We start from the raw sequence: 22,465 nt of genomic DNA, 5'->3' as shown, positions 1-22,465 counted from the left end.
CTGACCCACGCCATTTACCATAGCGGTCAATGAGTTTTCGACGGCATTTTTCGCTAACCGATCTTCTGCTCCGTCCTGCCGGCTAGCCTGTCATCGTGCTGCACAAAGACGACTCTGTGTGCGTCGAACGGGTTACTCTATGCCACGTTTTTTCGACTTGTTTGAGGTGTCACCCTTGTTTGACCAATTCGCCCTCCACGAACGCCTGCTCAAGGCGGTCGCCGAACTCAAATTCGTCGAGCCGACCCCGGTGCAAGTGGCAGCCATTCCCCCCGCGCTGGAAGGGCGTGACCTGCGGGTGACAGCCCAGACCGGCAGTGGCAAGACCGCTGCTTTCGTGCTGCCGATGCTCAATCGGTTGATCGGCGATGCCGTGGTGCGTACCGATGTGCGTGCGTTGATCCTGCTGCCGACCCGTGAGCTTGCTCAGCAAACACTCAAGGAAGTCGAACGCTTCTCGCAGTTCACCTTCATCAAGTCGGCAATGATCACTGGCGGCGAGGACTTCAAGGTACAGGCCGCCATTCTGCGCAAGGTGCCGGACATCCTCATTGGCACCCCGGGGCGGATGATCGAACACCTGAATGCCGGCACCCTGATCCTCAAGGATGTCGAATTGCTGATTCTCGACGAAGCCGACCGCATGCTCGACATGGGCTTCGCCGAAGACGTGCAGCGCCTGGTCGGTGAATGCGCCAAGCGCCAGCAGACGCTGCTGTTCTCGGCCACCAGCGGCGGCGCGGCGTTGCGCGAGATGAGTGCTGCCGTGCTGCGCGAGCCGCTGCACCTGCAGCTCAACCGCGTCAGCGAACTGAACGAAGGCACGCGTCAGCAGATCATCACGGCCGAGAACACCGAGCACAAAGAGAAGCTGGTGCACTGGTTGCTGGCCAACGAGACCTACAAGAAGGCCGTGATCTTCACCAACACCCGCGTGCAGGCCGACCGGCTATATGGACGGTTGGTGGCCGAAGGCGTGAAGGCCTTCGTGCTACACGGCGACAAGGACCAGAAAGACCGCAAGCTGGCCATCGACCGGGTCAAGGAAGGCGGAGTCAAGGTGCTGGTGGCTACCGATGTGGCCGCGCGTGGGCTGGACATCGAAGGCCTTGATCTGGTGATCAATTTCGACATGCCGCGTTCGGGTGACGAGTACGTTCATCGGATTGGCCGTACCGGCCGCGCCGGAGCTGAAGGCCTGGCCATCTCGTTGATCTGCCACAACGACTGGAACCTGATGTCGAGCATCGAGCGCTACCTCAAACAGCGCTTTGAACGCCGTGTGATCAAAGGGCTGAAAGGCAGCTATGGCGGCCCGAAGAACCTCAAGGCGTCGGGCAAAGCGGCCGGTACCAAAAAGAAAAAGGACGACAAGAAAAAAACCGCGGACAAGAAAGCCGCAGTAAAACCGGTAGCCAAGCGGCCGAAAAACGCCAAGCGCGAAGCGCCGGCGTCATCGGTCGTCAGTCAGGATGGTCTCGCGCCGCTACGGCGTAAAAAGCCCGCCGCAGAGTAATCTGCAATAGCCGGGGCGGCATCGCGGCCTCGGCTTGTTTTCGCGCCTAGCGCTCCTTCGCCGGCGCGATGTCAGCCTGCTTTTCGGCCGCTTCCACATGCTTGATGCGCTTCTCGTAGGCTTCACATTCGTTGCCTAACTGCTCGGCAGTCTGCTTGACCTCCATATCTCGTAGTTCTTCGTTGATCTCCTCTGCTCGCTTCGGGTTGCTTTCTGTCAGGGCATTGACGCGATCGGCAAGCTCCTTGGCTTTGGCATTTATCTCGTCGGTGGTGCATTGGTCGGCGAACACTGGCTGGCTTGCGAGCAAGGCGAGGGTGAAAGGTACGATCAAGCGTTTCATGGCGCGCTCCTTTAATTAACGACCTATCTGGTGGATCGCCCGTGGCGCGCTTTAGTTCAGCCGTTCGCGGCTGCGCTGGATCGAACCATGCCGCGACGGTTGGGGTCCGAATAGCGATGGCCGCCTCCCCGAAGCGGCGCAACAGGAGAACGGACATGACCTACGACTGGGACTTGATGCTACGCCTGCTGCGTGAAGCGCAGAAACCCGGAAACGAGAGCTTCGCGCCACGCCAGTACGCAGATGAGCATGCCCTGGCAACCGAGGAGGCCGGTCAACCGATGCCCAACCTGGACTCTTTGAAGGCCGAGGCGCAGAACTACGAAAGCCTGCTGTACGAAGGCGGCTACATGGAGACGCGGCCGGAGGAGCAAGGCGGCAATGGTGAGAATTTCGTGCTGACTGATCGAGGCGTGCGCCTGATGGAGATGCTCGAGGGCGGCGCGGGGCGAACCGAGAACCGTCGCCGTCTGGATGAAAAAGGTGAGGCGGCGTTGGTCCCGGAAGTATTCGACAGCCTAGCGGCAGCAGGCTAGCGCCGGGAAAGGCGCCCCGCAGATACGGGGCGCCGCTTGGGCATTACCGCAGCGGACCGACGGCCCCGCAGGATTTGTTCGCTGCATGCTTCTGCAATATCGGCAACTGGGGGCGAGGTTTGCCGCTTTTTACGTCCAGCGACAGCGCATAATCGCCCCACCAGGGACCCGCCGCCCAATAAGTGCTCGGAATGCAGTTCTGGCCCAGGTACTTGAGCAGGTTGTCCATGGCAACCACGGCGGAGGGCGAGAAGTCCGGCGCCCCGTGCTCACCGATGAAGCCGCGCAGGCGATACCGGCTCAGCCACTCGACGAAGGGCTTCGCGCGCACCACGCCAATCATCGGATCGTACTGTTCGTAACGGTTGGTGTAGTAGCCCGAGTAGTCCTTATCAAAGTACAGATGGGCTTCGAACATCAGATTGTTGCTCGGGTCGCGCATCCACGCGTCCTTGACCAACTGGGTGTTATAGGACTGCCAATGGAAAGCGCTGGACCAGCGATCACCGGCGACCACCACCCAATTCTTGGCATCGACGCTGCGGATGCTTTTTGCAGCAGCCAGCGCGGCGGCTGGCCACTTGCCGTTAGTGGTGTGTGGCTCGTTCATCAAGCCGTAGCCATAGACTGCCGGATGGTTGGCAACCTGCTGGGCAATACGCCGCCAGGCATCGGCAAATGCGCTTACCGGCACCTCGTTAGTCCCGATCATCTTGCCGTAATAGCGATAGTAGTTATGCATGTCGAGGATGACCTGCATGTTGTATTTTTTTGCATGGTCAAGCGTGGTCAGCATGCGGCGGAGCTCAGCGCTGTTCAATTCGCCATTGACCCTCGGCTGAATCCGCTCCCAGCGAAACGGCAGGCGAACCAGCTTCAGATTGCGCTCGGCGTAACGCTTGAAGTCGGCCTCGCCGGGATAGATATACTGCTTGAGGTAGACACCGGGCAATCTGACATCCGTGCCGAATTCTGCCCCGGCAAGATTGATGCCCACCAGATTGATCGGGTTTGCCGGTGCTGCATTTCCTGCAGCCGGCGTGCTGTCGACGCTTGGGCTTGTGTTGCTGAAGCTGGTGCTACTGACCGAGACGGTGCGGGGATAACCTACAGCCTTGCCGTTAATGGCGCCGCCATCGACCATGACGGTCATATTGCCGCCGGAATGGTAGATCAGTTTGATGGTGCGCACCTCGCCACCGAAGAAACGGATCTTCGCGCCTTTGTGGAATGCCGCCTTGTTCTCCGCCGTCGCCTTGACCGAGATGCCGACGAACTTACTGGTGTTGTACACACCATTGACGAAATCACCGCCGTTGAAGGCGTTGAGCGCGGTCGTCATGGACGAGCCGGTCGCGGGCTGGCTGGTGACCGGGCCCGGCGCGGGAGTCGCGGGCTTGCTTGGAGCCGCTGGCGCAACCGGAGCACTGCTGCTGGTCGCCGAGAACAACTTGTTCGGGTAACCAAGTTTGCCGCTCAGTGCCGCCCCTGAAAGCATCACGCTCATGTTTTTGCCAGACACATACACGGCGTTGATCTTGCGCGCCTGACCATCAGCCAGCTTCACTGAGGAACCAACCTTGAACGCCGAGCGGTTCGCGCTGCTGGAGGGAATTGAAAAACCTGCCGACTTACGCCAGACGCCATTCAACCAGTCGTTATTGGTGTAATTGTTGATGGCGGTGCTGTGAGCGGAGCTGCTGGCGGCCTGGTTGCCGCTGGTAGCCGGGGGGGGTACGCCGGCCACCGGCGTCGTGCCCAATGCGGAAATGGTTTTCGGATGACCGTTTTTCGATGCGTTCAAGGTGGCGCCAGAGAGCATTACACTCATGTGGGCCCCGGAGAAATAGATCACTTTGATGGTACGAATCTGACCGTCAGCGGTTCTGATCTGGGCGCCTTTCCTGAACGCCGCTTTATTGGCTGCGGTGGCTGGAATCGACAGGCCGGCCGACTGACGCCAGCTGCCTTTGAGCCATTGGGGGCTGGTGAAGTCATTGACCTTGGCGGTGGTGGCGATAGTCTGTTGGGCGGCGGCGGTTGCCTTGGCAGTAGCCGCTTGCGCAACCTGGATTTGGCTCAAGCCGATGGCAGCAGCAAGTAGCGCGGCACTGAGTAGCATGTTACGGGTGCAGACCGTCTTTTTGACGAGCATTGAAATCTCCGGAACTTAATACGACAAAGGGCCTTGGCCCTTTAAAAAGTGCGGAAGCATCCAAGGACCCATGCATCGAACGAAGCACCGACCGTTGACGCCACCAAGCAACGCGAAGACGCCTGTGAATCTCTGGCGCCGCGTGCATGGGCTTTATATAGATGTGTGTTTAATTGTTGAAGTTATATTGGCGCCAGTAAAAGTGATAACCCCAAACAAACCAGTATAAGAATCTCTATTGCCACTATTGGATGGCAATTAAATATCAAATTGATGTCATTGTTTAAGTAGTTGAAATGGCTAAATTTGAGTGCGCGCGAAGTAAGACTTGAATAAATGCAGTGGCACTTCTGCCGTTTCGCTTGTGCAGCGCCTTTGGTATATCCGACTTGTTTCAGATTGTTGCAGAGACGGCTTTTCTAAGATGTTTGCCCACGGCGATGCGCTCGGCTGTCGAGTTTGGGCGGAGCGCACGAGGCGTCGGTGATGGGTTGTCAGCGCACGTGCTGCAGACTGTCGACAGTCAGTTCCAGCGCTTTGCGCATGTCCAGGCGAGCAGAGCGCCCAATGTCCTGATTGTCCAATTGATAGCTGCGCTCCGATGGCAGGATCGGTGCAGTCAGGTCATCGGCTTCGGCGGGTTCGAAATCGCTATCGCGGCCTATCGTCAGGGCGCTTCTGCGCAGCAGTTCACGCAGCTGTTCCGGCGCCAGCGCAGGGTTGATCGACAGCATCGCGCCGACTATTCCAGTGACCATCGGCGTGGCGTACGAGGTGCCGCAGTGCACCTCGCCGCGCTTGCCGGTTTCGAGCGTTGCCGCACGGGTACAGGCCGAGGCGGTGATGTCGACGCGCATATCGATATTGGACGAGGGGCGCTTGGTCACGTAGTCCGGGTGTTCGACCGGCACATCCCTGCTGAAGTCGCGCTGATGCGCGCCCACTACCAGGAGTTGTTCGGTGATGAAGGAAGAGGGCAGGCGGTAATCGTCCTGGCCTGAATGCGCCGAGCCATTGCCCGCCGAGTTCACCACCACCACGTCTGGATGCTCGCGACGCAACCAGAGAAAGAATTCTTCGAGTAGCTCTTCGTAACCGCTCATCGCCACGCCGGAGCGCACCAGTGAGTCGATCTCTTCCCCGTCCACATCGAGCGTACCGACGCGATGAATGCCCCAGCTCCAATTCAGCACCCGTACGCCGTCTTCCACCAGATTGACAGACGCCGCGACATTGGCGGTGATGCCGGCGTCGGAATTGCGCTCGACGATGACTTCAAAGCCCGAACTTGACGCTTCAAGGGCGCTGAGAAAACCACTGTCGCCCGGCTCGGCACTGCGCGCGGCGAGGATGCCAGTGACGCTGGTGCCGTGGTCCGCTGGAGATGCTGCATCGCGTGCGTAAACGCAGGTTTTAGGTTTGGCAGGGTCGCAGCGGTTGAGATAGGCCGCAAATTCAGGCGAATCGAAGTCGACGTCGCGCTCGATGATGCCGATCCGCACGGGGTGGGTATCAATCGGTGCTTTGCGCGCAGGCAAACGGCGCCGATAGAAATCCACCGCATCGAGAAAGCGGTTGGCAACCCATTCACTGTTGCGAGGCCTGCTTTGCTTATCTTCTTCCAGTGGCTCTTCAGCCCCGGATTCTTCGATAACCACCGCATCCACGTTCGTCTCGCTGCCCAGACGCAGCACCATTGCGTCGCGCTCGGTCAGGTTGTTCACCGGCAGCCGCAGCTGATAGGTATTGAGCGGGGCAATGACGCCAACCACTTCGGCGCCATACTTTTCGGCCAGGCGCCGCGACGCCTCCAGCCCGTCGTGATCCTCTTCGATGATCACGCTGACCAGATCCACGTAGGTGGTCAGACCGTCCATGTTCTTCGCCACCTCGTCCGGGCTTGCCGGTATCACGTGGCTGCCATTGAGTGTGAGCCAGACCGGATTGCTGCGGCGATCGCCTTGTTCCAGCCAGAGCGGGCCACTTTGATGTTCCTTGCGGTTGAGGGTCAGGCGCAGTCGTCCGTTTTTTCCCCGAGCCGTCTCGATGGGCTTGCCACGGAGCATCACCTCTAAATTCGCGTTGGCCGCGCCTTCGCTGCTCAGGCAAAACGTCAAGTGCTCCGTGGAAAACAGATCGCCGCAGCGCTGCAGATCTTTAAGTCGCAGCGGCTGCTCCTCGGCCAGGGCGCTGCCGAGGCCCAGCGCGAGTGTTAGCGCGGTCAGGCAGCAAGCAATGGGCCTCATGGGCGACGTTGCAGGTAATGTACGCTGAACAGGTTCTGTGCGTCGGTCCATTGACCGCTGCAGTCGAAGCCGGCGCTGTTAGCCAGATCGGCGAAAGATTCCAATGTGTATTTGTAAGAGTTCTCCGTGTGCAGGCTTTCGCCGGCATCGAAGTGGAAGCGCTGCCCCTCGATGGTCAGGTCTTGTGCTTCGCGGCTGACCAGGTGCATCTCAATCCGCGAATCCTGCTCGTTGAAGAACGCCCGGTGGGTGAAACGCGACGGGTCGATGTCGCTGTCCAGCTCCTGGCGGATGCGCTGCAAGAGGTTGAGGTTGAACGCGGCCGTGACATGGGCGCTATCGTTGTAAGCCGCTTCCAGGACGCTGCGGTCCTTGACCAGGTCGACGCCGATCAGCAGGCCACCGCCAGGCGGGAGAATTTCGCGCAGGTGCCCAAGCAGCTTGCGAGCCTCCAGCGGGGTGAAGTTGCCAATGCTGGAACCGGGGAAAAATACCAGCGGGTGGTGCAGGGTGAAGTCGTCAGGCAGCTTCAGTTCGTCTGAAAAATCCGCACAGGCCGCATGCACGTCCAGCCAGGGATAGTCAGCGGCGAGGCGCTGGGTGCTGGTCAGCAGGAAATCTTCGGAAATGTCGATGCCCAGGTAACTGACCGGCCGCAGGCCTTCGAGCAGCAGACGCACCTTGCGGCTGGCACCGCTGCCCAGTTCGATCAGGTCGGTCTGTGGCCCGGCGATTTCCAATATCTCGTTAGCCGCGTTGGCGAGGATCTTTTCCTCGGTGCGGGTCACATAGTACTCGGGCAGCAGACAGATCTGCTCGAACAGCTCCGAGCCACGTCGGTCGTAGAAAAACTTTGGTGAGATGTGCTTCGGCGATGCGGCGAAACCTTCCAGTGCCTCGTCGCGCAGTGAGCTGTCGTGGGTCGGCTGCGTCTGGTCATGAAAATGTACGGCGAGTGCCATGTTTCAGAGCTCCCTGGCCAGGCGCAGCCCGGCGAATTGCCAGCGCATCGCCGGCTGAAAGAAGTTGCGGTAGGTGGCGCGTATGTGGGCTTCAGGCGTGGCGCAACAACCGCCGCGCAAGACCATCTGACCGGACATGAACTTGCCGTTGTATTCGCCCAGGCTGCCTTCCAGCGGATGGAAACCGGGGTAAGGGCGGTAGGCACTGGAGGACCATTCCCAGACATCGCCGAACAACTGCGCCGGCCCCTCATGCGGCACGTTGGCAGGCACAGGTTGCAGATGATCGCTTTCCAGAAAGTTGCCGCGCCGTGGCTGGTCGGTGGCGGCCACTTCCCATTCGGCTTCGGTGGGCAGGCGGGCACCGGCCCACCGCGCATAGGCATCCGCTTCATAGAAGCTGACGTGGCAGACGGGCGCTTCCAGGTCCAGGGGCTGCAAGCCGGCGAGGGTCATTTCGCACCAGCCGCCGTCCTCTCGATGCCAATACAGCGGGGCGTTCCAGCCATGCTGGCGGATGTGTGCCCAGCCGTCAGATAGCCAGAGCTCGCTGCGCGCGTAGCCGCCATCGGCGATGAAGGACAAGTATTCGCGATTGCTGACCAAGCGGTCGGCCAGCTGAAAATCTTCGACGAACTGGCGGTGGCGTGGCGTCTCGCAATCAAACGCGAAGCCACTACCAGCATGGCCGATATGACGCACGCCACCGGCATAGCTGTGCCAGCGAACACGGTCGTTATGCAGTGCGGGCGCGGGCTTCAAGTCGCTGCGATAGACAGGATGCAGCGGGTTCTGCGCCAGGATGTGCTTGATGTCCATCAACAGCAATTCCTGATGCTGTTGCTCGTGCTGCAGGCCCAGCTCGACCCGGTGCATGATCTCGGCGGCGTGCTGTTGTGGCGGGTTGGTCAGCAGTTCACCCATTGCCCGGTCGATGTGCTGGCGGAACCGGTAGACGTCCTCGACGCCAGGGCGCGAGATCAGCCCGCGCTGGGTCCGGAGAAAGGGCGTGCTGTGGGTTTCGTAATAAGAGTTGAACAGGTGGTCGTAAGCGTCATTCAGCGGCTTGTAACCGACGAGGTAGGGCTTGAGCAGGAACGCTTCGAAGAACCAACTGATATGCGCCAGATGCCATTTCGGCGGGCTGACGTCAGGCATGCTCTGGATGACGTAGTCCTCGATCTGCAATGGCGCGCAGATCGCTTCGCTGGTGGCGCGCACCTGCCGGAAGCGCTTTAACAGATAGTCCAGTTCAGCCAGGGCTGGTTGTTGCGACCGCTGTTCCGCCAGATTGCCCATGGGCGTTCCCCCGTGTTCGATACGTGACCAGTCGACTCCCGCAACGGCCGAAAACCGCCTCTATAGCGACCTGAAGCGGGGCGTGAAGTTTCGACCGGCATATCCACTCCTGAATAAAACCAGCGCAGCGGTTTGTCGCCAAAGGCAGGCCGACTACTACCAGTCGGTCAGCGTAAGGGGCCAGGTCGAACGGTTTGCGATTTCGAGTGAGTCAGATAGCTGGCTAGTCGGCCTCGACCGGTGGCGTGGGGCGAATCAGCATCTCGTTGAGGTCCACATGCCTGGGCTGGGACAGCGCATAGACAACCGCGCGCCCGATGTCTTCGGGTTCCAGCGCGTAGGCGGGCGGCTTGTCGAACAGCGGAGTGTCGACCATGCCGGGCTCAATCAGCGTGACCCGCACGCCGGTACCGCGCAGCTCTTCGCGTACGCTAAGGCCCATGCCGGTTACGGCCCATTTGCTGGCGCTGTACATCGAGCCGGGGATGACGAAGCGCCCCGCAGCGGAACCGGTCAGCAGGACGTGACCTCGACTGGCCTTTAGTGCTTCGAGGCTGCACCGCAGCGTCAGGCCTACGCCATAGACGTTTGTCAGCAACATCTCGCGCCAGACTTCAGGGTCCGCGCCGCTGAATCCGCCTTCACTGCCAGGCATCCCGGCGTTGGCGTAGACCGCATCGAGCTGACCAAAGTGGCCGAGCACCCGCTGCACCATGGCCTGTTGCTCGGCGTATTCCTTCACATCACAGCGAATGGCGAGCGCCCGGTCGGGGCCACCGAGTTGGTCGACCAGTTGCGCCAGCTTGTGCTCGGAGCGGGCGGCCAGGGCGACGCGATAGCCGGCCTCGGCGGCGAGTCGCGCAGTGGCGGCGCCAATCCCGGAGGAGGCGCCAGTGATCAAGAGAACCGGATCGCTCATGGTTTTCCTCGCTTGCCTGATGGATCAATAGTTCGGTGGCGTTTCGGGGATGCCGGTGTCGTCGGTAAGTGCGGGCATGGTCCAGGGCTCCAGCCGCTGATCCTTTTCCTCCACGTCCAAACGGGCCTGCTCGATAACGCCGCCAAGGCGTTGCGGATTGGTGTACTCCTCGCGCGACACGCTGGGCACGCGCAGGATTTCCGCACCGCTTCCGGACATTACGGTAAAGCCAAAACTGTCTTCGTCCGGATTGGCGCTTGTCACGCAGCCACACGGCAGAAAGGCTTCGGAGACGAGCTGCATCGCTTCGTCCAGGTTCAGGGGTTGGTTACTCATGGCGTTCTCCATCGTCAGGCTGTCTCAAGTGGACCTCCAGGCGGCGGCGCCGTTTCCTTTCACGTAACGGGCATGCGACGGGCTGCGGCGAGACGGCCTTGTAGATGCGCTGCGGCGGCAGCATATTCAGATCATGACTGACTCCACCCTTCCCGACCCACTGGCGACCTTCCATCCGGCGGTCGCCGGCTGGTTTGGCCGCAGTTTCCCTGCACCGACCCCGGCACAGAGCCGCGCCTGGCCCTTGATTCGTGCCGGCCGCTCGACCTTGGTGGCGGCGCCCACTGGCTCGGGTAAAACATTGACGGCCTTTCTCGCCGCCATTGACCAACTGGTGCAGGAGGGCGTCGCCGAAGGCGGCCTGCCGGACCAGACCTCGGTGCTCTACGTCTCGCCGCTCAAGGCGCTGTCCAACGACATCCATGTCAATCTGGAACAGCCACTGGCGGGCATCTCGGCGCAGCTGCAAATGCTCGGCCTGCCGCCGCTGCAGATCCGAACCGCCGTGCGCACAGGCGATACACCACAGGCCGAGCGCGCGGCGATGCGCAAGCGTGTGCCGCATATCCTGGTCACGACGCCAGAGTCGCTCTATGTGCTGCTTGGCTCCGAATCGGGGCGGCAGATGCTGGCCAATGTACGCAGCGTGATCGTCGATGAGATCCATGCCATTGCCGGCAACAAGCGTGGCAGCCATCTGGCGCTGACCTTGGAGCGGTTGGAGGACTTGTGCGCGCGGCCACTGGTGCGCGTCGGGCTCTCGGCAACACAGAAGCCCATCGAGGCGGTGGCTGATTATTTGGTGGGTGTCGGGCGCCACTGCGAAATCATTGATGTGGGCCATGGCCGCGCACGTGACCTGGCGCTGGAAGTGCCGCCGGTCCCGCTGGAAGCGGTGATGAGTAACGCTGTCTGGGAGCTGGTGTACGACCGGCTGGCCGTGCTGGCCGGCGAGCATCGAACCACGCTGATCTTCGTCAACACCCGGCGCATCGCCGAACGCGCGGCGCGGCATCTCAGCGATCGGCTTGGCAACGCCGTGGTTGCGGCCCATCACGGCAGTTTGGCGCGCGAGCAGCGGCTAGATGCCGAGCAGCGCCTCAAGCGCGGCGAGCTGCGGGTGCTGGTGGCTACCGCGTCGCTGGAGCTGGGCATCGATATTGGCGACGTCGAACTGGTCTGCCAGCTGGGATCGCCACGCTCGATTTCCGCCTTTCTGCAACGCGTCGGACGTGCCGGTCACCAGGTCGGTGGTGTCTCCAAGGGTCGCTTGTTCCCCAGTTCCCGCGATGATCTGATCGAGTGCGCCGCCTTGCTCGACAGCGTGCGCCGCGGTGAGCTGGACACGCTGGTAATCCCCAAGGCTCCGCTGGACGTGCTGGCGCAGCAGATCGTGGCCGAGGTGTCGTGTCGGGAGTGGCAGGAGGATGCATTGCTGGCGTTGATCCACCGGGCCACGCCTTACGCCGGTTTGAGCGAGGCGGATTATCAGGCCTTGCTGGCGACGCTCGCCGAGGGCTACACCACCCGTCACGGTGCGCGCGGCGCCTATCTGCACCGCGATCTGGTCAGCCGCAGCCTGCGCGGACGACGCGGCGGGCGTCTGACTGCGCTGACCTCCGGTGGCACCATCGCCGACAACGCAGACTATTCGGTCCTGCTTGAACCTCAGGGCTTCAACATCGGCACGGTCAACGAGGATTTTGCCGTCGAGAGCCTGGCCGGGGATGTCTTTCAGCTCGGCAATACGGCCTACCGCATCATCAAGATCGAGTCTGGTCGCGTGCGGGTCGAGGATGCGCAGGGCCAGCCGCCGAACATCCCATTCTGGATAGGCGAAGCGCCCGGGCGTAGCGATGAATTGTCCGCCGCGGTGGCGCGGTTGCGAGGGGAAATTGACGAGCGCCTGGCCGACGCCGAAGCCGGTAGGAGCGAGCTTGCTCGCGAACCGGACGCAACCGAGGTATCGCCTTTCGCGAGCAAGCCCGCGCCTACATGGGCGGAAGGCGGCGATGCCTCTGATGGCTCGTCGAGGCTGCAAACTGCCATCGGCTGGCTCACCGACACCCTTGGCCTGCCGGACCCCGCAGCTCGCCAGATTGTCGAGTACCTGGCGCGTGCCCGTTCCGTGCTGGGCGCGTTGCCGACGCAGCAACGCTTGATCATGGAGCGCTTCTTCGACGAGTCAGGCGGCACTCAGCTGGTCATCCATTCGCCGTTCGGCAGTCGGATCAACCGAGCCTGGGGCCTGGCGCTGCGCAAGCGCTTCTGCCGCACCTTCAATTTTGAGCTGCAGGCCGCGGCGACCGAGGATGCGATCATCTTTTCGCTGTCGACCAGCCATAGCTTTCCGCTCGACGAGGTGTGGCGCTATCTGCACCCCAACAGCGCCGAAGCGGTGCTGATCCAGGCGCTGCTGGATGCACCGTTGTTCGGGGTACGCTGGCGCTGGAACGCAACCACAGCGCTGGCGCTGCCGCGTATGGCCGGCGGGCGCAAGGTCGCGCCGCAGCTGCAAAGGATGAAGAGCGAAGATCTGCTCGCCTCCGTCTTCCCGGATCAGGTCGCTTGTCTGGAAAACATCGTCGGCGAGCGTGAGGTGCCGGATCACCCGCTGGTGGCGCAAACGCTGGATGACTGCCTGCACGAGGCCATGGACAGTGAAGGCTGGCTGGCGCTGCTGCGGCGCATCGAGTCGGGCGATATCGAGCTGCTGGCGCGCGATCTGCCGGCACCGTCACCGCTGGCCATGGAAGTGCTGGGCGCGCGGCCGTACGCCTTTCTTGACGACGCGCCACTGGAAGAGCGCCGAACCCAGGCCGTGCTCAATCGCCGCTGGACCGACCGCGAATCGGCCGATGACCTCGGCGCGCTGGACGCCGCAGCGATCGAAGCAGTGGGTGAGGAAGCCTGGCCGCATGCACGCAACCCGGATGAGTTGCACGAAGCGCTGACGGGATTGGGCTGCATCGCTGAAGCCGAAGCGCAGGCCGATCCCCAGTGGCTTGCCTGGCTGAGCGAACTGGCTCGTGGCGGGCGCGCAACGCGGATGCAGGTCGCGCAGGATCGCGCGCTCTGGTTGCCCGTCGAGCGTCTGGCGCTGTTCCAGTCGATCTATCCCAAAGCGGATTGCGAGCCGGTACTCAAGCCGCTGCCCGGTTTCGATCAGCGGTCGAGTGAAGACGACGCGTTGGTCGAGCTGATTCGCGCGCGCCTGACCGGCTTCGGCCCCTTGCCGGTGCCGCTGATTGCCCGGCCGCTGGCCCTGCCGGCGTCGGCGGTCGCGCTGGCGCTCACGCGTTTGGAGTCTGAGGGCTACGTGCTGCGCGGCCGCTTCATGCCTGGCGCAACTGATGATGAGTGGTGCGAGCGGCATCTGCTGGCGCGTATCCATCGTTACACGGTCAAGCGCCTGCGCCGCGAAATCGAACCAGTCGAGCGCGACGATTTCATGCGGTTTCTGTTCGACTGGCAGCACCTGTCCGAGGCCACGCGGATGCAGGGCCGCGAGGCGCTCGGCACTGTAGTCGAGCAACTGGAAGGTTTTCAGGCCGCTGCGGGCGCCTGGGAAAGCGACCTGTTGCCCGCCCGTTTGAAGGATTACGGCGGCCCCTGGCTGGATGAGCTGTGCCGCTCCGGGCGTATCGTCTGGACCCGTCTGGCCGGACGGATCAAAGCCAGCAGCGGGCCGGTGCGTGGCACACCCATCGTGCTGCTGCCGCGCCGGCAACTGGCGGCCTGGCATGCGCTGGCCAGTGATGCGCCGCAGCCTGAACTTTCATCGCGGGCGCAGCGGGTGTTCGAAACCTTGCGAGGGCAGGGTGCGCTGTTCTTCGACGAGCTGCAGCAGGACGCCCGCCTGCTGCGCAGCGAACTGGAGGATGCCCTGGGTGAGCTGGTCGCGGTCGGGCTGGTCAATGCGGACAGCTTTGCCGGTCTGCGGGCGCTACTGGCGCCCGCCGCCAAGCGTTCACGTAGCACGCGACAGAGCCGCGGCGGCGCATTTATCGGTGGCATGGCGGATGCCGGTCGCTGGGCGCTGGTGCGCAAAGGCGTGCCGGTCCCGGTCGAAACACCTGTGCGCCGGCCAGCGCTGGACCCCGAAGCGCTGGAACACATTGCGATGACCTTGCTGCGTCGCTACGGCGTGGTGTTCTGGCGCCTGCTGGACCGCGAGGCGGATTGGTTGCCGCCCTGGCGAGAGCTCCTGCGCGTCTACCATCGGCTCGAAGCGCGGGGCGACATCCGCGGCGGACGCTTCGTAGCAGGCGTGCCGGGTGAACAGTTCGCCTTGCCCGAAGCGGTTGGCCTGTTGCGTGAGGTGCGCAAGCGACCGCGGGGCGGTGAGATGATCGCCGTCTCGGCGGTCGACCCGTTGAATCAGGTCGGCACGCTGCTACCCGGCGAACGCGTGCCCGCCATTGCAGGCAACCGCATTCTCTATCGCGACGGTGCGCCGCTGGCGTTGTTGATCGGCGGAAAGCCCGAGCTGCTGGTGGAACTGAACGAGGACGACCAGCGCAAGGCCAGGCAGTTGCTGGCGGTGGCACGGCGTTAGAGACCGCACAGCCTGCTCTTCAGGCTTCAGACTTCAGGTTTAAGGGAACAGCGCGTAGGGTGGACCGAACATGCCAGACCCATGTGGTGGTGGTTGGTACCGATGGGTATCGCTTCGCTCGATGCCATCCTACGAGCATGGGAGATCTGCTTGATATGAATGAAAAAGGCCGGCTGTGATCGCTCGCAGCCGGCCTTCTTTATCCTGCGCGGTTGATCAGCCTGCAACCAGCACGCGGATCGCTTCCAGTCTCAGCCCAGCCTTCTCCAGCATCGCCAGGCCTTCCTCACGCTGCTTGCGCACGGCTTCGATCTCGCTGTCGCGCACGCTCGGGTTGACCGCCTGCAGTGCGGTCAGGCGCGCCAGCTCTTCGTCGAGGCTCGCCTTCAACTTGCGCTGCGCTTCTGCGACGCGCTCGGTGTGGCGTGGAGCGACCCTGGCTTCGGCATCGGCGATCTGCTTGGCCAGCACGTCGCGTTGGGCCTGGACGAACTTGTTGGCGCTGGCACGCGGGACGCTTTCCAACTGATCGGTGAGCGTTTCGAAGGCCACCTTAGGAGCCAGATCATTACCGTTCGAGTCCAGCAGGCAGCGCAGCGCCAAGGGTGGCAGGAAGCGGTTAAGCTGCAGCGCACGCGGCGCAACCACTTCGCTGACATAGAGCAGTTCGAGCAGAACCGTGCCGGGCTTGAGTGCCTTGTTCTTGATCAGCGCCACCGCGGTGTTGCCCATGGAACCGGATAGCACCAGGTCCATGCCGCCCTGAACCATCGGGTGTTCCCAGGTGAGGAACTGCATGTCTTCGCGCGCCAGTGCCTGCTCGCGGTCGTAGGTGATGGTCACGGCTTCGTCATCGCCGAGCGGGAAGCTGGCGTCCAGCATCTTCTCGCTGGGCCGCAGGATCAGCGCATTTTCGGAATGGTCCTCGCTGTCGATGCCAAAGGCGTCGAACAGCTCTTCCATGTAGATCGGCAGGGCGAACTGGTCGTCCTGCTCCTCGATGGCTTCGACCAGTGCCTTGCCCTGTTCGCCGCCGCCGGAATTGAGTTCCAGCAGGCGGTCGCGGCCGGCATGCAGGTCGGCTTCCAGGCGCACGCGTTCGGCGAGAGCTTCTTCAATAAGCTTCTGAAACTCGTCGTCGTCGCCTTCTTCCAGTTGGTTCAGCAGACGCGGCCCGAACTGATGCTGCAGGGTGTTGCCGGTCGGGCAGGTGTTGAGGAAGGCATTGAGCGCTTCGTGGTACCACTTGAACAGACGTTCCTGCGGGCTGGTTTCGAGATAGGGCACGTGCAGCTGGATGACATGTGCCTGACCGATCCGGTCGAGACGACCGATGCGCTGCTCCAGCAAATCCGGGTGCGCCGGCAGATCGAACAGCACCAGATGATGGGCAAACTGGAAGTTGCGGCCTTCACTGCCGATCTCGGAACAGATCAGCACCTGCGCGCCAAACTCTTCATCGGCAAAGTAGGCGGCTGCGCGGTCGCGCTCGAGAATGCTCATGCCTTCATGGAACACCGTGGCCGGGATACCGGAGCGCACGCGCAGTGCGTCTTCCAGATCCAGTGCGGTCTCGGCGTGAGCACAGATGACCAGCACCTTGAACTTCTTCAGCATTTTCAAGGTGTCGATTAGCCACTCGACGCGCGGATCAAAGTTCCACCAGCGATTCTGCGCAGTCGGTTCTTCCTGCTGACTCTGGAAGCTGACCTCCGGATACAGCTCGGCATGCTCGCCCAGCGGCAATTCCAGGTACTCGGCGGGGCAGGGCAGCGGATACGGATGCAGCTGGCGCTCAGGGAAACCGCGCACGGCGGCGCGGGTGTTGCGGAACAGGAGGCGCCCTGTGCCGTGTCGGTCGAGCAGTTCGCGAATCAGGCGGCTGCTGGCTTCGATGTCGCCGTCGGTGGCCGCAGCGAGCAGGGCTTCGCCTTCGGCACCGAGGAAATCATGGATGGTCTGGTGCGCTTCCTGCGACAGCCGTCCCTCGTCGAGCAACTCCTGCACAGCGCGGGCCACCGGCTGGTAGCTGGCGCTCTCGGCGCGGAAGGCTTCGAGGTCGTGGAAACGGTTCGGGTCCAGCAGACGCAGGCGTGCGAAGTGGCTTTCCTGACCGAGCTGTTCGGGGGTAGCAGTCAACAGCAGAACGCCGGCGGTGACCTCGGCCAGTTGTTCGACCAGCTTGTATTCGGCGCTGGCGTTTTCCGGGTGCCAGACCAGGTGATGCGCTTCGTCCACCACCAGCAGGTCCCAGCCGGCAGCGAAGGCAGCGTCCTGAGCGCGCTCGTCATCCTTGAGCCAGTCCAACGAGACCAGCGCTAGTTGAGTGTCCTCGAAGGGGTTGCTGGCATCGCTTTCGATGAAGCGCTCGTCATCGAACAGGGCAACCTGCAGGTTGAAACGCCGGCGCATTTCCACCAGCCACTGGTGCTGGAGGTTTTCGGGCACCAGGATCAGTACGCGCTTGGCGCGCCCGGAAAGCAGCTGGCGGTGGATCACCAGGCCGGCTTCGATGGTCTTGCCCAGGCCCACTTCGTCCGCCAGCAAAACGCGCGGGGCGATGCGGTCGGCGACTTCACGGGCGATGTGCAGCTGGTGCGCGATGGGTTGCGCACGCACGCCGCCCAGGCCCCACAGCGAGGAGGTGAGCTGTTTGCTCTGGTTTTCCAGGGTGTGGTAGCGCAGCTTGAACCAGTTCAGCGGGTCGATCTGGCCGGCGAACAGACGGTCGCTGGCGAGGCGGAACTGGATGAAATTGGACAGCTGGGTTTCCGGCAGGGTGCGGGCTTCGCTCTGGGCGGTCAGCCCGTGATAGACCAGCAGACCGTCGACATCGTCGACTTCGCGCACGGTCATCTTCCAGCCTTCGAAGTGAGTGATTTCATCACCCGGGACGAAACGCACGCGTGTCAGCGGAGCGCTGCGTGCGGCGTACTGGCGAGTTTCACCCGTCGCGGGGTAGAGCACGGTGAGCATGCGGCCGTCCTGCATGAGGATGGTTCCCAGACCGAGTTCCGCTTCGCTGTCGCTGATCCAGCGTTGCCCCGGTAGATACTGCTGCGCCATGCCCTGCCTCCCGCTGTAAAAAAGCCCGCTATATTAACGGAACACTGCCCATAGATCGACGATAGATGGCACTGGATCAAGCCTGTCATCACTCGTGTTCATCCGTGACTACACGGAAACGCACCCAGGCAGTGTAGCGTTGCTGCTAAAGTCGTCGGCAGATCCGCCGATCAACCGGTACAGGCCCGCCAGCCGGGATAGGAAAGCGATCGGCCTGCCAGGGGAGAGCGAAGATGCTGCCAGTCATTCCACCCGGTACCGTCCAGGTCACCGCGCAACAGGGCGTGGTCAAACCGCGGCCCGATATCGCGCCGGTGACGCCCGTGCAGCCTAGCGCCAACGAAAGTTCGGTGGGTCTTGATCGCCGTCACCCGCAGGAAGCTGAGCAGATGCTGCGCGACGAGCAGCGTAGGCGGCAACGTCGTCGTGGCTACACCGCCCAGGAGCTGGCCGAAGGTGAAACCGCCGAAGAGGACCAGGCCGCCCTCGATGAACTGCCGCGACAGGGACTGTGGGTGGATGTCGAGGTTTGATCCGTCTATGTCAGACGACAGCGAGCTGATCGATCTGCCTGATGCAGATCTGCGCTACTTCCCGCGATGGGTTGATGCAGGCCTTGCTGAACAATGGCTTTCGCAGCTTTCCGCGCAGACACCTTGGTCCCAGCCACAGATCAAACTCTATGGCCGCAGCATCGCCGTGCCGCGACTGGTCGCCTGGTATGGCGATCCTGATGCGCGCTACCGGTATTCAGGTCTCACTCACGAACCGCTTGCCTGGACGCCACTGCTGGCCGATATCCGCCAGCGGGTACAACAGCAGGTCGGCAAGCACCTGAATGGTGTCTTGCTCAACTACTATCGCGACGGACAGGACGCCATGGGCTGGCACAGCGATGACGAACGCGAGCTGGGACGACAGCCCTTGGTGGTCTCGCTCAATCTTGGCGCCACGCGGCGCTTTGATTTTCGCCGCAAGGGAACCAGCCGTATTGAGCACTCCATCGCGCTCGAGCATGGATCGCTGCTGGTCATGAGCGGTCTCACCCAGCATCATTGGCAACATCAGATCGCCAGAACACGACAGGTTCGCGCACCGCGCCTCAACCTGACTTTCCGCCAGATCATCGACGAGCCGAGCTTATGAGCAGTGACGAAAAGCTGATCGACTTCAGTGCAGAACGTGAAAAACGCATCCACGACATCAAGGAAAAGCGCCTTGTCGAGATGCGCCAGGCCTTCGAGCAGGTGCTGCCGTTGAGCAAACCGAAGAAGAAGCCCAAGACCAAGCCGAAAAAACGCTGACAGCGCGCTCACATCGTTTCGCCCTCCGCGACATCGCGATGGCCTGCAGCTTGTCGTCTCGCTAAGGCAACTCGCCTTCATACCCCGAATACTTGACCTGGATCAGCTCCCGCAGCGCCTTTTTCTAAAGGTCTCGTGGGGTTGATGTCGGTCAATTTTTTAATCGGTGAGACGGGTAACTATGCAGCCATCAGACAGCGAGACAGCTTGGAGGTAAGGAATCATGTTCCTCGATAATGTGGTGCTCGCAGGGGTGGTCACGGTCGGCCTTATGGTCGCCTTCCTCGGAGGTTTCGGATATTTCATCTGGCGGGACGCGCACAAGAAGCGTTGATCCGGCCGGTGGTACAGAGCACGCAAGGCATTTGGGCGACTTAGGTCGCCCTTTTTTTTGCCTGCGTTTTTATCAACGGAGGCGGATCACGCAGGCACGGTGCGCGGGCGGAAAAACCGTCTATATCATTCGCAACCCAGCTGGGTCGCTGAGTGTGTCGCTCGAATCCCAACTCCCGCAGTCCGATGCAGCTCATCTCGCGAGGATCAATCAAGCGCAAAAGGCGCCAATCAGGCGCACTTGAGCGTGACCCCATTGTCGTTCCGCAGCTGCCGAACCATCGGCGTGCCGGCCGAAAGGGTTTATCGCATTCAGTCAGCCGATGCTGACCGGTGGCAAGGCTTTGATCTCGACGGTCTGTGCCTTGCGTGGGGCAAGAATTTCGGCCTCACCGTCCACGACCATCTCGTCGCGCTGGTTGAACACCTGGGTGGCAATGCGAACGCGAAACTTGGGCAGCTTTTCGAGAATTTCCAAACGCACAGTCAAGGTGTCGCCAAGCTTGACCGGCAGGGCGAAGCGCATCGTCTGCCCGAGATAGATGGTGCCCGGCCCAGGCAGCTCGCATGCCACGGCTGCGCTGATCAAGGCGCCACTGAACATGCCATGCGCGATGCGCTCACGGAAGATTGTCGAGGCGGCGAATTCAGCGTCCAGGTGAACCGGGTTGTGATCCCCCGACATGGCGGCGAACAGCTGGATGTCACGTTCTTCTACGGTTTTGCTGTAGGTGGCCTTTTGACCGATTTCCAGATCAGCGTAGGGAGTGTTGCTCAGCGTGCTCATGCATAGACCTCTGGATGCGAATAAACGACAGACCCCCGCCGCGATAGGTCCGCCGCAGGTAGCAAAAAAATGCGCCCTAGAAGGCGCTCGAGTGGCTGCATTCTAGAGATCTGCGATGGGGTTGTCCCGTGCCTGGTGGTTTGTAGCAGTAGTCGGAGATTCACATCACTGATTACACCCGCCTCGCTATTGCACCGCACAGCGGAGCTGTTAAGTTCGCCACAGCCCGCCGCGAGTGGGTCAGACACTCTCAGGTATAGAGGCCAATAACAATGCAACCTGACTTCTGGAATGACAAACGCCCGGCCGGTGTGCCTAACGACGTGGATATGGGCGGCTTTCGCTCGGTTGTGGAAGTATTCGAGCGCTCCTGCAAGACACACGCGGACCGTCCGGCATTCAGCAACATGGGCGTGACGCTGTTCTATGCGGACCTGGATCGTTACTCGGAGGCTTTCGCGGCCTGGCTTCAGAATCACACTGACCTGCAACCCGGCGATCGCATCGCAGTGCAGATGCCCAACCTGCTGCAATACCCTATTGCTGTGTTCGGTGCCTTGCGTGCCGGGCTGATCGTGGTCAACACCAACCCGCTGTATACCGCGCGGGAGATGCGTCACCAGTTCAAGGATTCCGGCGCGCGGGCGCTGGTATACCTGAATACCTTCGGCAAGCTGGTACAGGAGGTACTGCCCGATACAGACATCAAGGTCCTCATCGAGGCGCGTATCGGCGACATGTTGCCGTCGCTCAAGGGGCTGCTGGTCAACGCCGCAGTCAAGCATGTGAAAAAGATGGTGCCGGCGTACAGCCTGCCGCAGTCCGTGTCGTTCAAGCACGTGCTGCGTGATGGCGCGCGGCATGGGCTCAAACCGGTTTCGCTGACGCTGGACGATGTTGCGGTCCTGCAATACACCGGCGGGACGACTGGCGTGGCCAAAGGCGCCATGCTGACTCATGGCAATCTGGTCGCCAATATGCAGCAGGTCCACGCCAACATGCAGCAGCTGGACGAGCAGGGGCACACGATCATCAAGGAAGGGCAGGAGATCATGATCGCGCCCCTGCCGCTGTATCACATCTATGCCTTCACGGTTAACTGCATGTGCATGATGGTGACCGGCAACCATAACGTGTTGATCACCAACCCTCGCGACATCGATGGCTTCGTCAAGGAACTGCAGAAGTGGCAGTTCACGGCCTTCCTCGGACTGAACACGCTGTTTGTTGCGCTCATGTCGCATCCCGAATTCAAGAAAATCAACTTCGCACCGCTCAAAGGCACCAACTCAGGCGGTACGGCACTGGTTTCGGCAGTGGCCGAGCGCTGGAAGGACATGACTGGCGTCACTGTGACCGAAGGCTATGGTTTGACCGAAACCTCACCCGTGGTCTGCGCCAACCCCCACGGTGACGGCTCACGGTTGGGGACCGTTGGCCTGCCAGTGCCGGGCACGACGTTGAAAGTGATCGACGATGACGGCAGCGAACTCCCTCTCGGTGAGCGCGGTGAACTGTGCGTCAAAGGTCCTCAGGTCATGAAGGGCTATTGGCAACGTCCCGATGCCACCGCCGAAGTGCTGGATGCCGAGGGCTGGCTCAAGACCGGCGATGTTGCGGTAATCGATGCGGATGGCTTTGTTCGCATCGTCGATCGCAAGAAGGATCTGATCATCGTGTCCGGCTTCAACGTCTACCCCAACGAGATCGAAGATGTGGTCATGGCACATCCGAAGGTGGCCGCCTGCGCAGTGATCGGCGTGCCTGACGAAAAGTCAGGTGAAGCCGTGAAATTGTTCGCCGTGCGCAGCGACCCCAGCCTGACCGTCGATGAGCTGAAGGCGTACTGCCGGGAGAACTTCACGGGCTACAAGGTCCCTCGTCACGTGGTGTTCCGTGATTCGCTGCCGATGACGCCGGTAGGCAAGATTCTGCGGCGCGAGCTGCGCGAACAGGCTTGAATCGAGCGATCATTTCCGCTGTCTTCGAAGTGACTGATCGTTAGTCATCAGTCACTTCGTGTCTTTTTCGGACTCGCCGGACACTGTTCGGCCAGTTGCAAAGCTGCTAACCTCGAACTCTGTTTTGGCCGGTACTTCCGTACA

17 protein-coding genes are annotated in these 22,465 nt (G+C 61.6%); 8 read left to right on the top strand and 9 right to left on the bottom strand.

Features of this window, described 5'->3' with window-relative positions:
- Positions 1–175: 175 nt before the first annotated feature.
- The gene (locus tag BUE09_RS16500) at positions 176–1,516 is read left to right on the top strand and encodes a DEAD/DEAH box helicase (RefSeq protein WP_073302664.1); all 1,341 of its coding nucleotides are present in this window, start codon (positions 176–178) and stop codon (positions 1,514–1,516) included.
- Between the two features lie 46 nt (positions 1,517–1,562).
- Here the strand turns inward: BUE09_RS16500 and BUE09_RS16495 are convergent, their stop codons facing one another.
- Positions 1,563–1,859, bottom strand: a complete 297-nt coding sequence (locus tag BUE09_RS16495; RefSeq protein ID WP_073302484.1) for a hypothetical protein — start codon at positions 1,857–1,859, stop codon at positions 1,563–1,565.
- A 155-nt stretch (positions 1,860–2,014) separates the two neighbouring features.
- Here BUE09_RS16495 and BUE09_RS16490 point away from each other — a divergent pair, with 155 nt between their 5' ends.
- On the top strand, positions 2,015–2,395 hold the full coding sequence (locus BUE09_RS16490; RefSeq protein WP_073302482.1) for a transcriptional regulator: 381 nt from the start codon (positions 2,015–2,017) through the stop codon (positions 2,393–2,395).
- Positions 2,396–2,438: 43 nt separating this feature from the next.
- On the opposite strand, the gene BUE09_RS16485 is transcribed toward BUE09_RS16490, so the two are convergent.
- From BUE09_RS16485 to BUE09_RS16460, 6 genes are all read right to left on the bottom strand, one after another.
- On the bottom strand, positions 2,439–4,550 hold the full coding sequence (locus tag BUE09_RS16485; RefSeq protein ID WP_073302480.1) for a glycoside hydrolase family 5 protein: 2,112 nt from the start codon (positions 4,548–4,550) through the stop codon (positions 2,439–2,441).
- Between the two features lie 494 nt (positions 4,551–5,044).
- Positions 5,045–6,796: a S8/S53 family peptidase gene (locus tag BUE09_RS16480; protein ID WP_073302478.1), complete on the bottom strand. Its 1,752-nt coding sequence runs from the start codon at positions 6,794–6,796 to the stop codon at positions 5,045–5,047.
- Positions 6,793–7,758 (bottom strand): L-histidine N(alpha)-methyltransferase, encoded by a 966-nt coding sequence (egtD, locus tag BUE09_RS16475; protein WP_073302476.1) that lies wholly within the window; start codon positions 7,756–7,758, stop codon positions 6,793–6,795. Before egtD ends, BUE09_RS16480 begins: the two co-directional genes overlap by 4 nt.
- Before the next feature lie 3 nt (positions 7,759–7,761).
- Positions 7,762–9,057, bottom strand: coding sequence for an ergothioneine biosynthesis protein EgtB (gene egtB, locus BUE09_RS16470; protein WP_073302474.1), 1,296 nt, complete (start codon positions 9,055–9,057; stop codon positions 7,762–7,764).
- A gap of 223 nt (positions 9,058–9,280) precedes the next feature.
- On the bottom strand, positions 9,281–9,976 hold the full coding sequence (locus tag BUE09_RS16465) for an SDR family oxidoreductase (RefSeq protein ID WP_073302472.1): 696 nt from the start codon (positions 9,974–9,976) through the stop codon (positions 9,281–9,283).
- Between the two features lie 24 nt (positions 9,977–10,000).
- Positions 10,001–10,312 carry a hypothetical protein gene (locus tag BUE09_RS16460; RefSeq protein ID WP_073302470.1) on the bottom strand — a complete coding sequence of 104 codons (312 nt, stop codon included), beginning with the start codon at positions 10,310–10,312 and terminating at the stop codon, positions 10,001–10,003.
- Positions 10,313–10,445: 133 nt separating this feature from the next.
- On the opposite strand from BUE09_RS16460, the gene BUE09_RS16455 reads away from it, so the two are divergent.
- Positions 10,446–14,870: a DEAD/DEAH box helicase gene (locus BUE09_RS16455; RefSeq protein WP_073302468.1), complete on the top strand. Its 4,425-nt coding sequence runs from the start codon at positions 10,446–10,448 to the stop codon at positions 14,868–14,870.
- Positions 14,871–15,086: 216 nt separating this feature from the next.
- Here the strand turns inward: BUE09_RS16455 and rapA are convergent, their stop codons facing one another.
- On the bottom strand, positions 15,087–17,936 hold the full coding sequence (rapA, locus tag BUE09_RS16450) for an RNA polymerase-associated protein RapA (RefSeq protein ID WP_073302466.1): 2,850 nt from the start codon (positions 17,934–17,936) through the stop codon (positions 15,087–15,089).
- A gap of 233 nt (positions 17,937–18,169) precedes the next feature.
- Between rapA and BUE09_RS16445 the strand changes: the two genes are divergently transcribed.
- The 4 genes from BUE09_RS16445 (at position 18,170) to ccoM (ending at position 19,574) form a co-directional block, all read left to right on the top strand.
- Positions 18,170–18,469, top strand: a complete 300-nt coding sequence (locus BUE09_RS16445) for an aspartate-semialdehyde dehydrogenase (RefSeq protein WP_073302464.1) — start codon at positions 18,170–18,172, stop codon at positions 18,467–18,469.
- 7 nt (positions 18,470–18,476) lie between these two features.
- Positions 18,477–19,082 (top strand): alpha-ketoglutarate-dependent dioxygenase AlkB family protein, encoded by a 606-nt coding sequence (locus BUE09_RS16440; protein WP_073302461.1) that lies wholly within the window; start codon positions 18,477–18,479, stop codon positions 19,080–19,082.
- A complete protein-coding gene (locus BUE09_RS20425) occupies positions 19,079–19,240 on the top strand; it encodes a hypothetical protein (protein ID WP_167369793.1) in 162 nt (53 codons plus the stop codon). The genes BUE09_RS16440 and BUE09_RS20425 overlap by 4 nt, the downstream gene beginning before the upstream one ends.
- Before the next feature lie 223 nt (positions 19,241–19,463).
- A complete protein-coding gene (gene ccoM / locus BUE09_RS20795) occupies positions 19,464–19,574 on the top strand; it encodes a cytochrome c oxidase subunit CcoM (protein WP_019341141.1) in 111 nt (36 codons plus the stop codon).
- Positions 19,575–19,889: 315 nt separating this feature from the next.
- Here ccoM and BUE09_RS16435 read toward each other — a convergent pair whose 3' ends face one another.
- Entirely contained in the window at positions 19,890–20,360 is a 471-nt protein-coding gene (locus BUE09_RS16435) for a MaoC family dehydratase (RefSeq protein WP_073302459.1), read from the bottom strand.
- A gap of 272 nt (positions 20,361–20,632) precedes the next feature.
- Between BUE09_RS16435 and fadD2 the strand changes: the two genes are divergently transcribed.
- A complete protein-coding gene (fadD2, locus tag BUE09_RS16430) occupies positions 20,633–22,321 on the top strand; it encodes a long-chain-fatty-acid--CoA ligase FadD2 (protein ID WP_073302457.1) in 1,689 nt (562 codons plus the stop codon).
- The last annotated feature ends 144 nt before the right edge of the window (positions 22,322–22,465 follow it).

The organism is Stutzerimonas xanthomarina DSM 18231 (genome assembly GCF_900129835.1).
GTDB lineage: Bacteria > Pseudomonadota > Gammaproteobacteria > Pseudomonadales > Pseudomonadaceae > Stutzerimonas > Stutzerimonas xanthomarina.
This window is presented reverse-complemented; position numbering and strand designations above follow the sequence as displayed.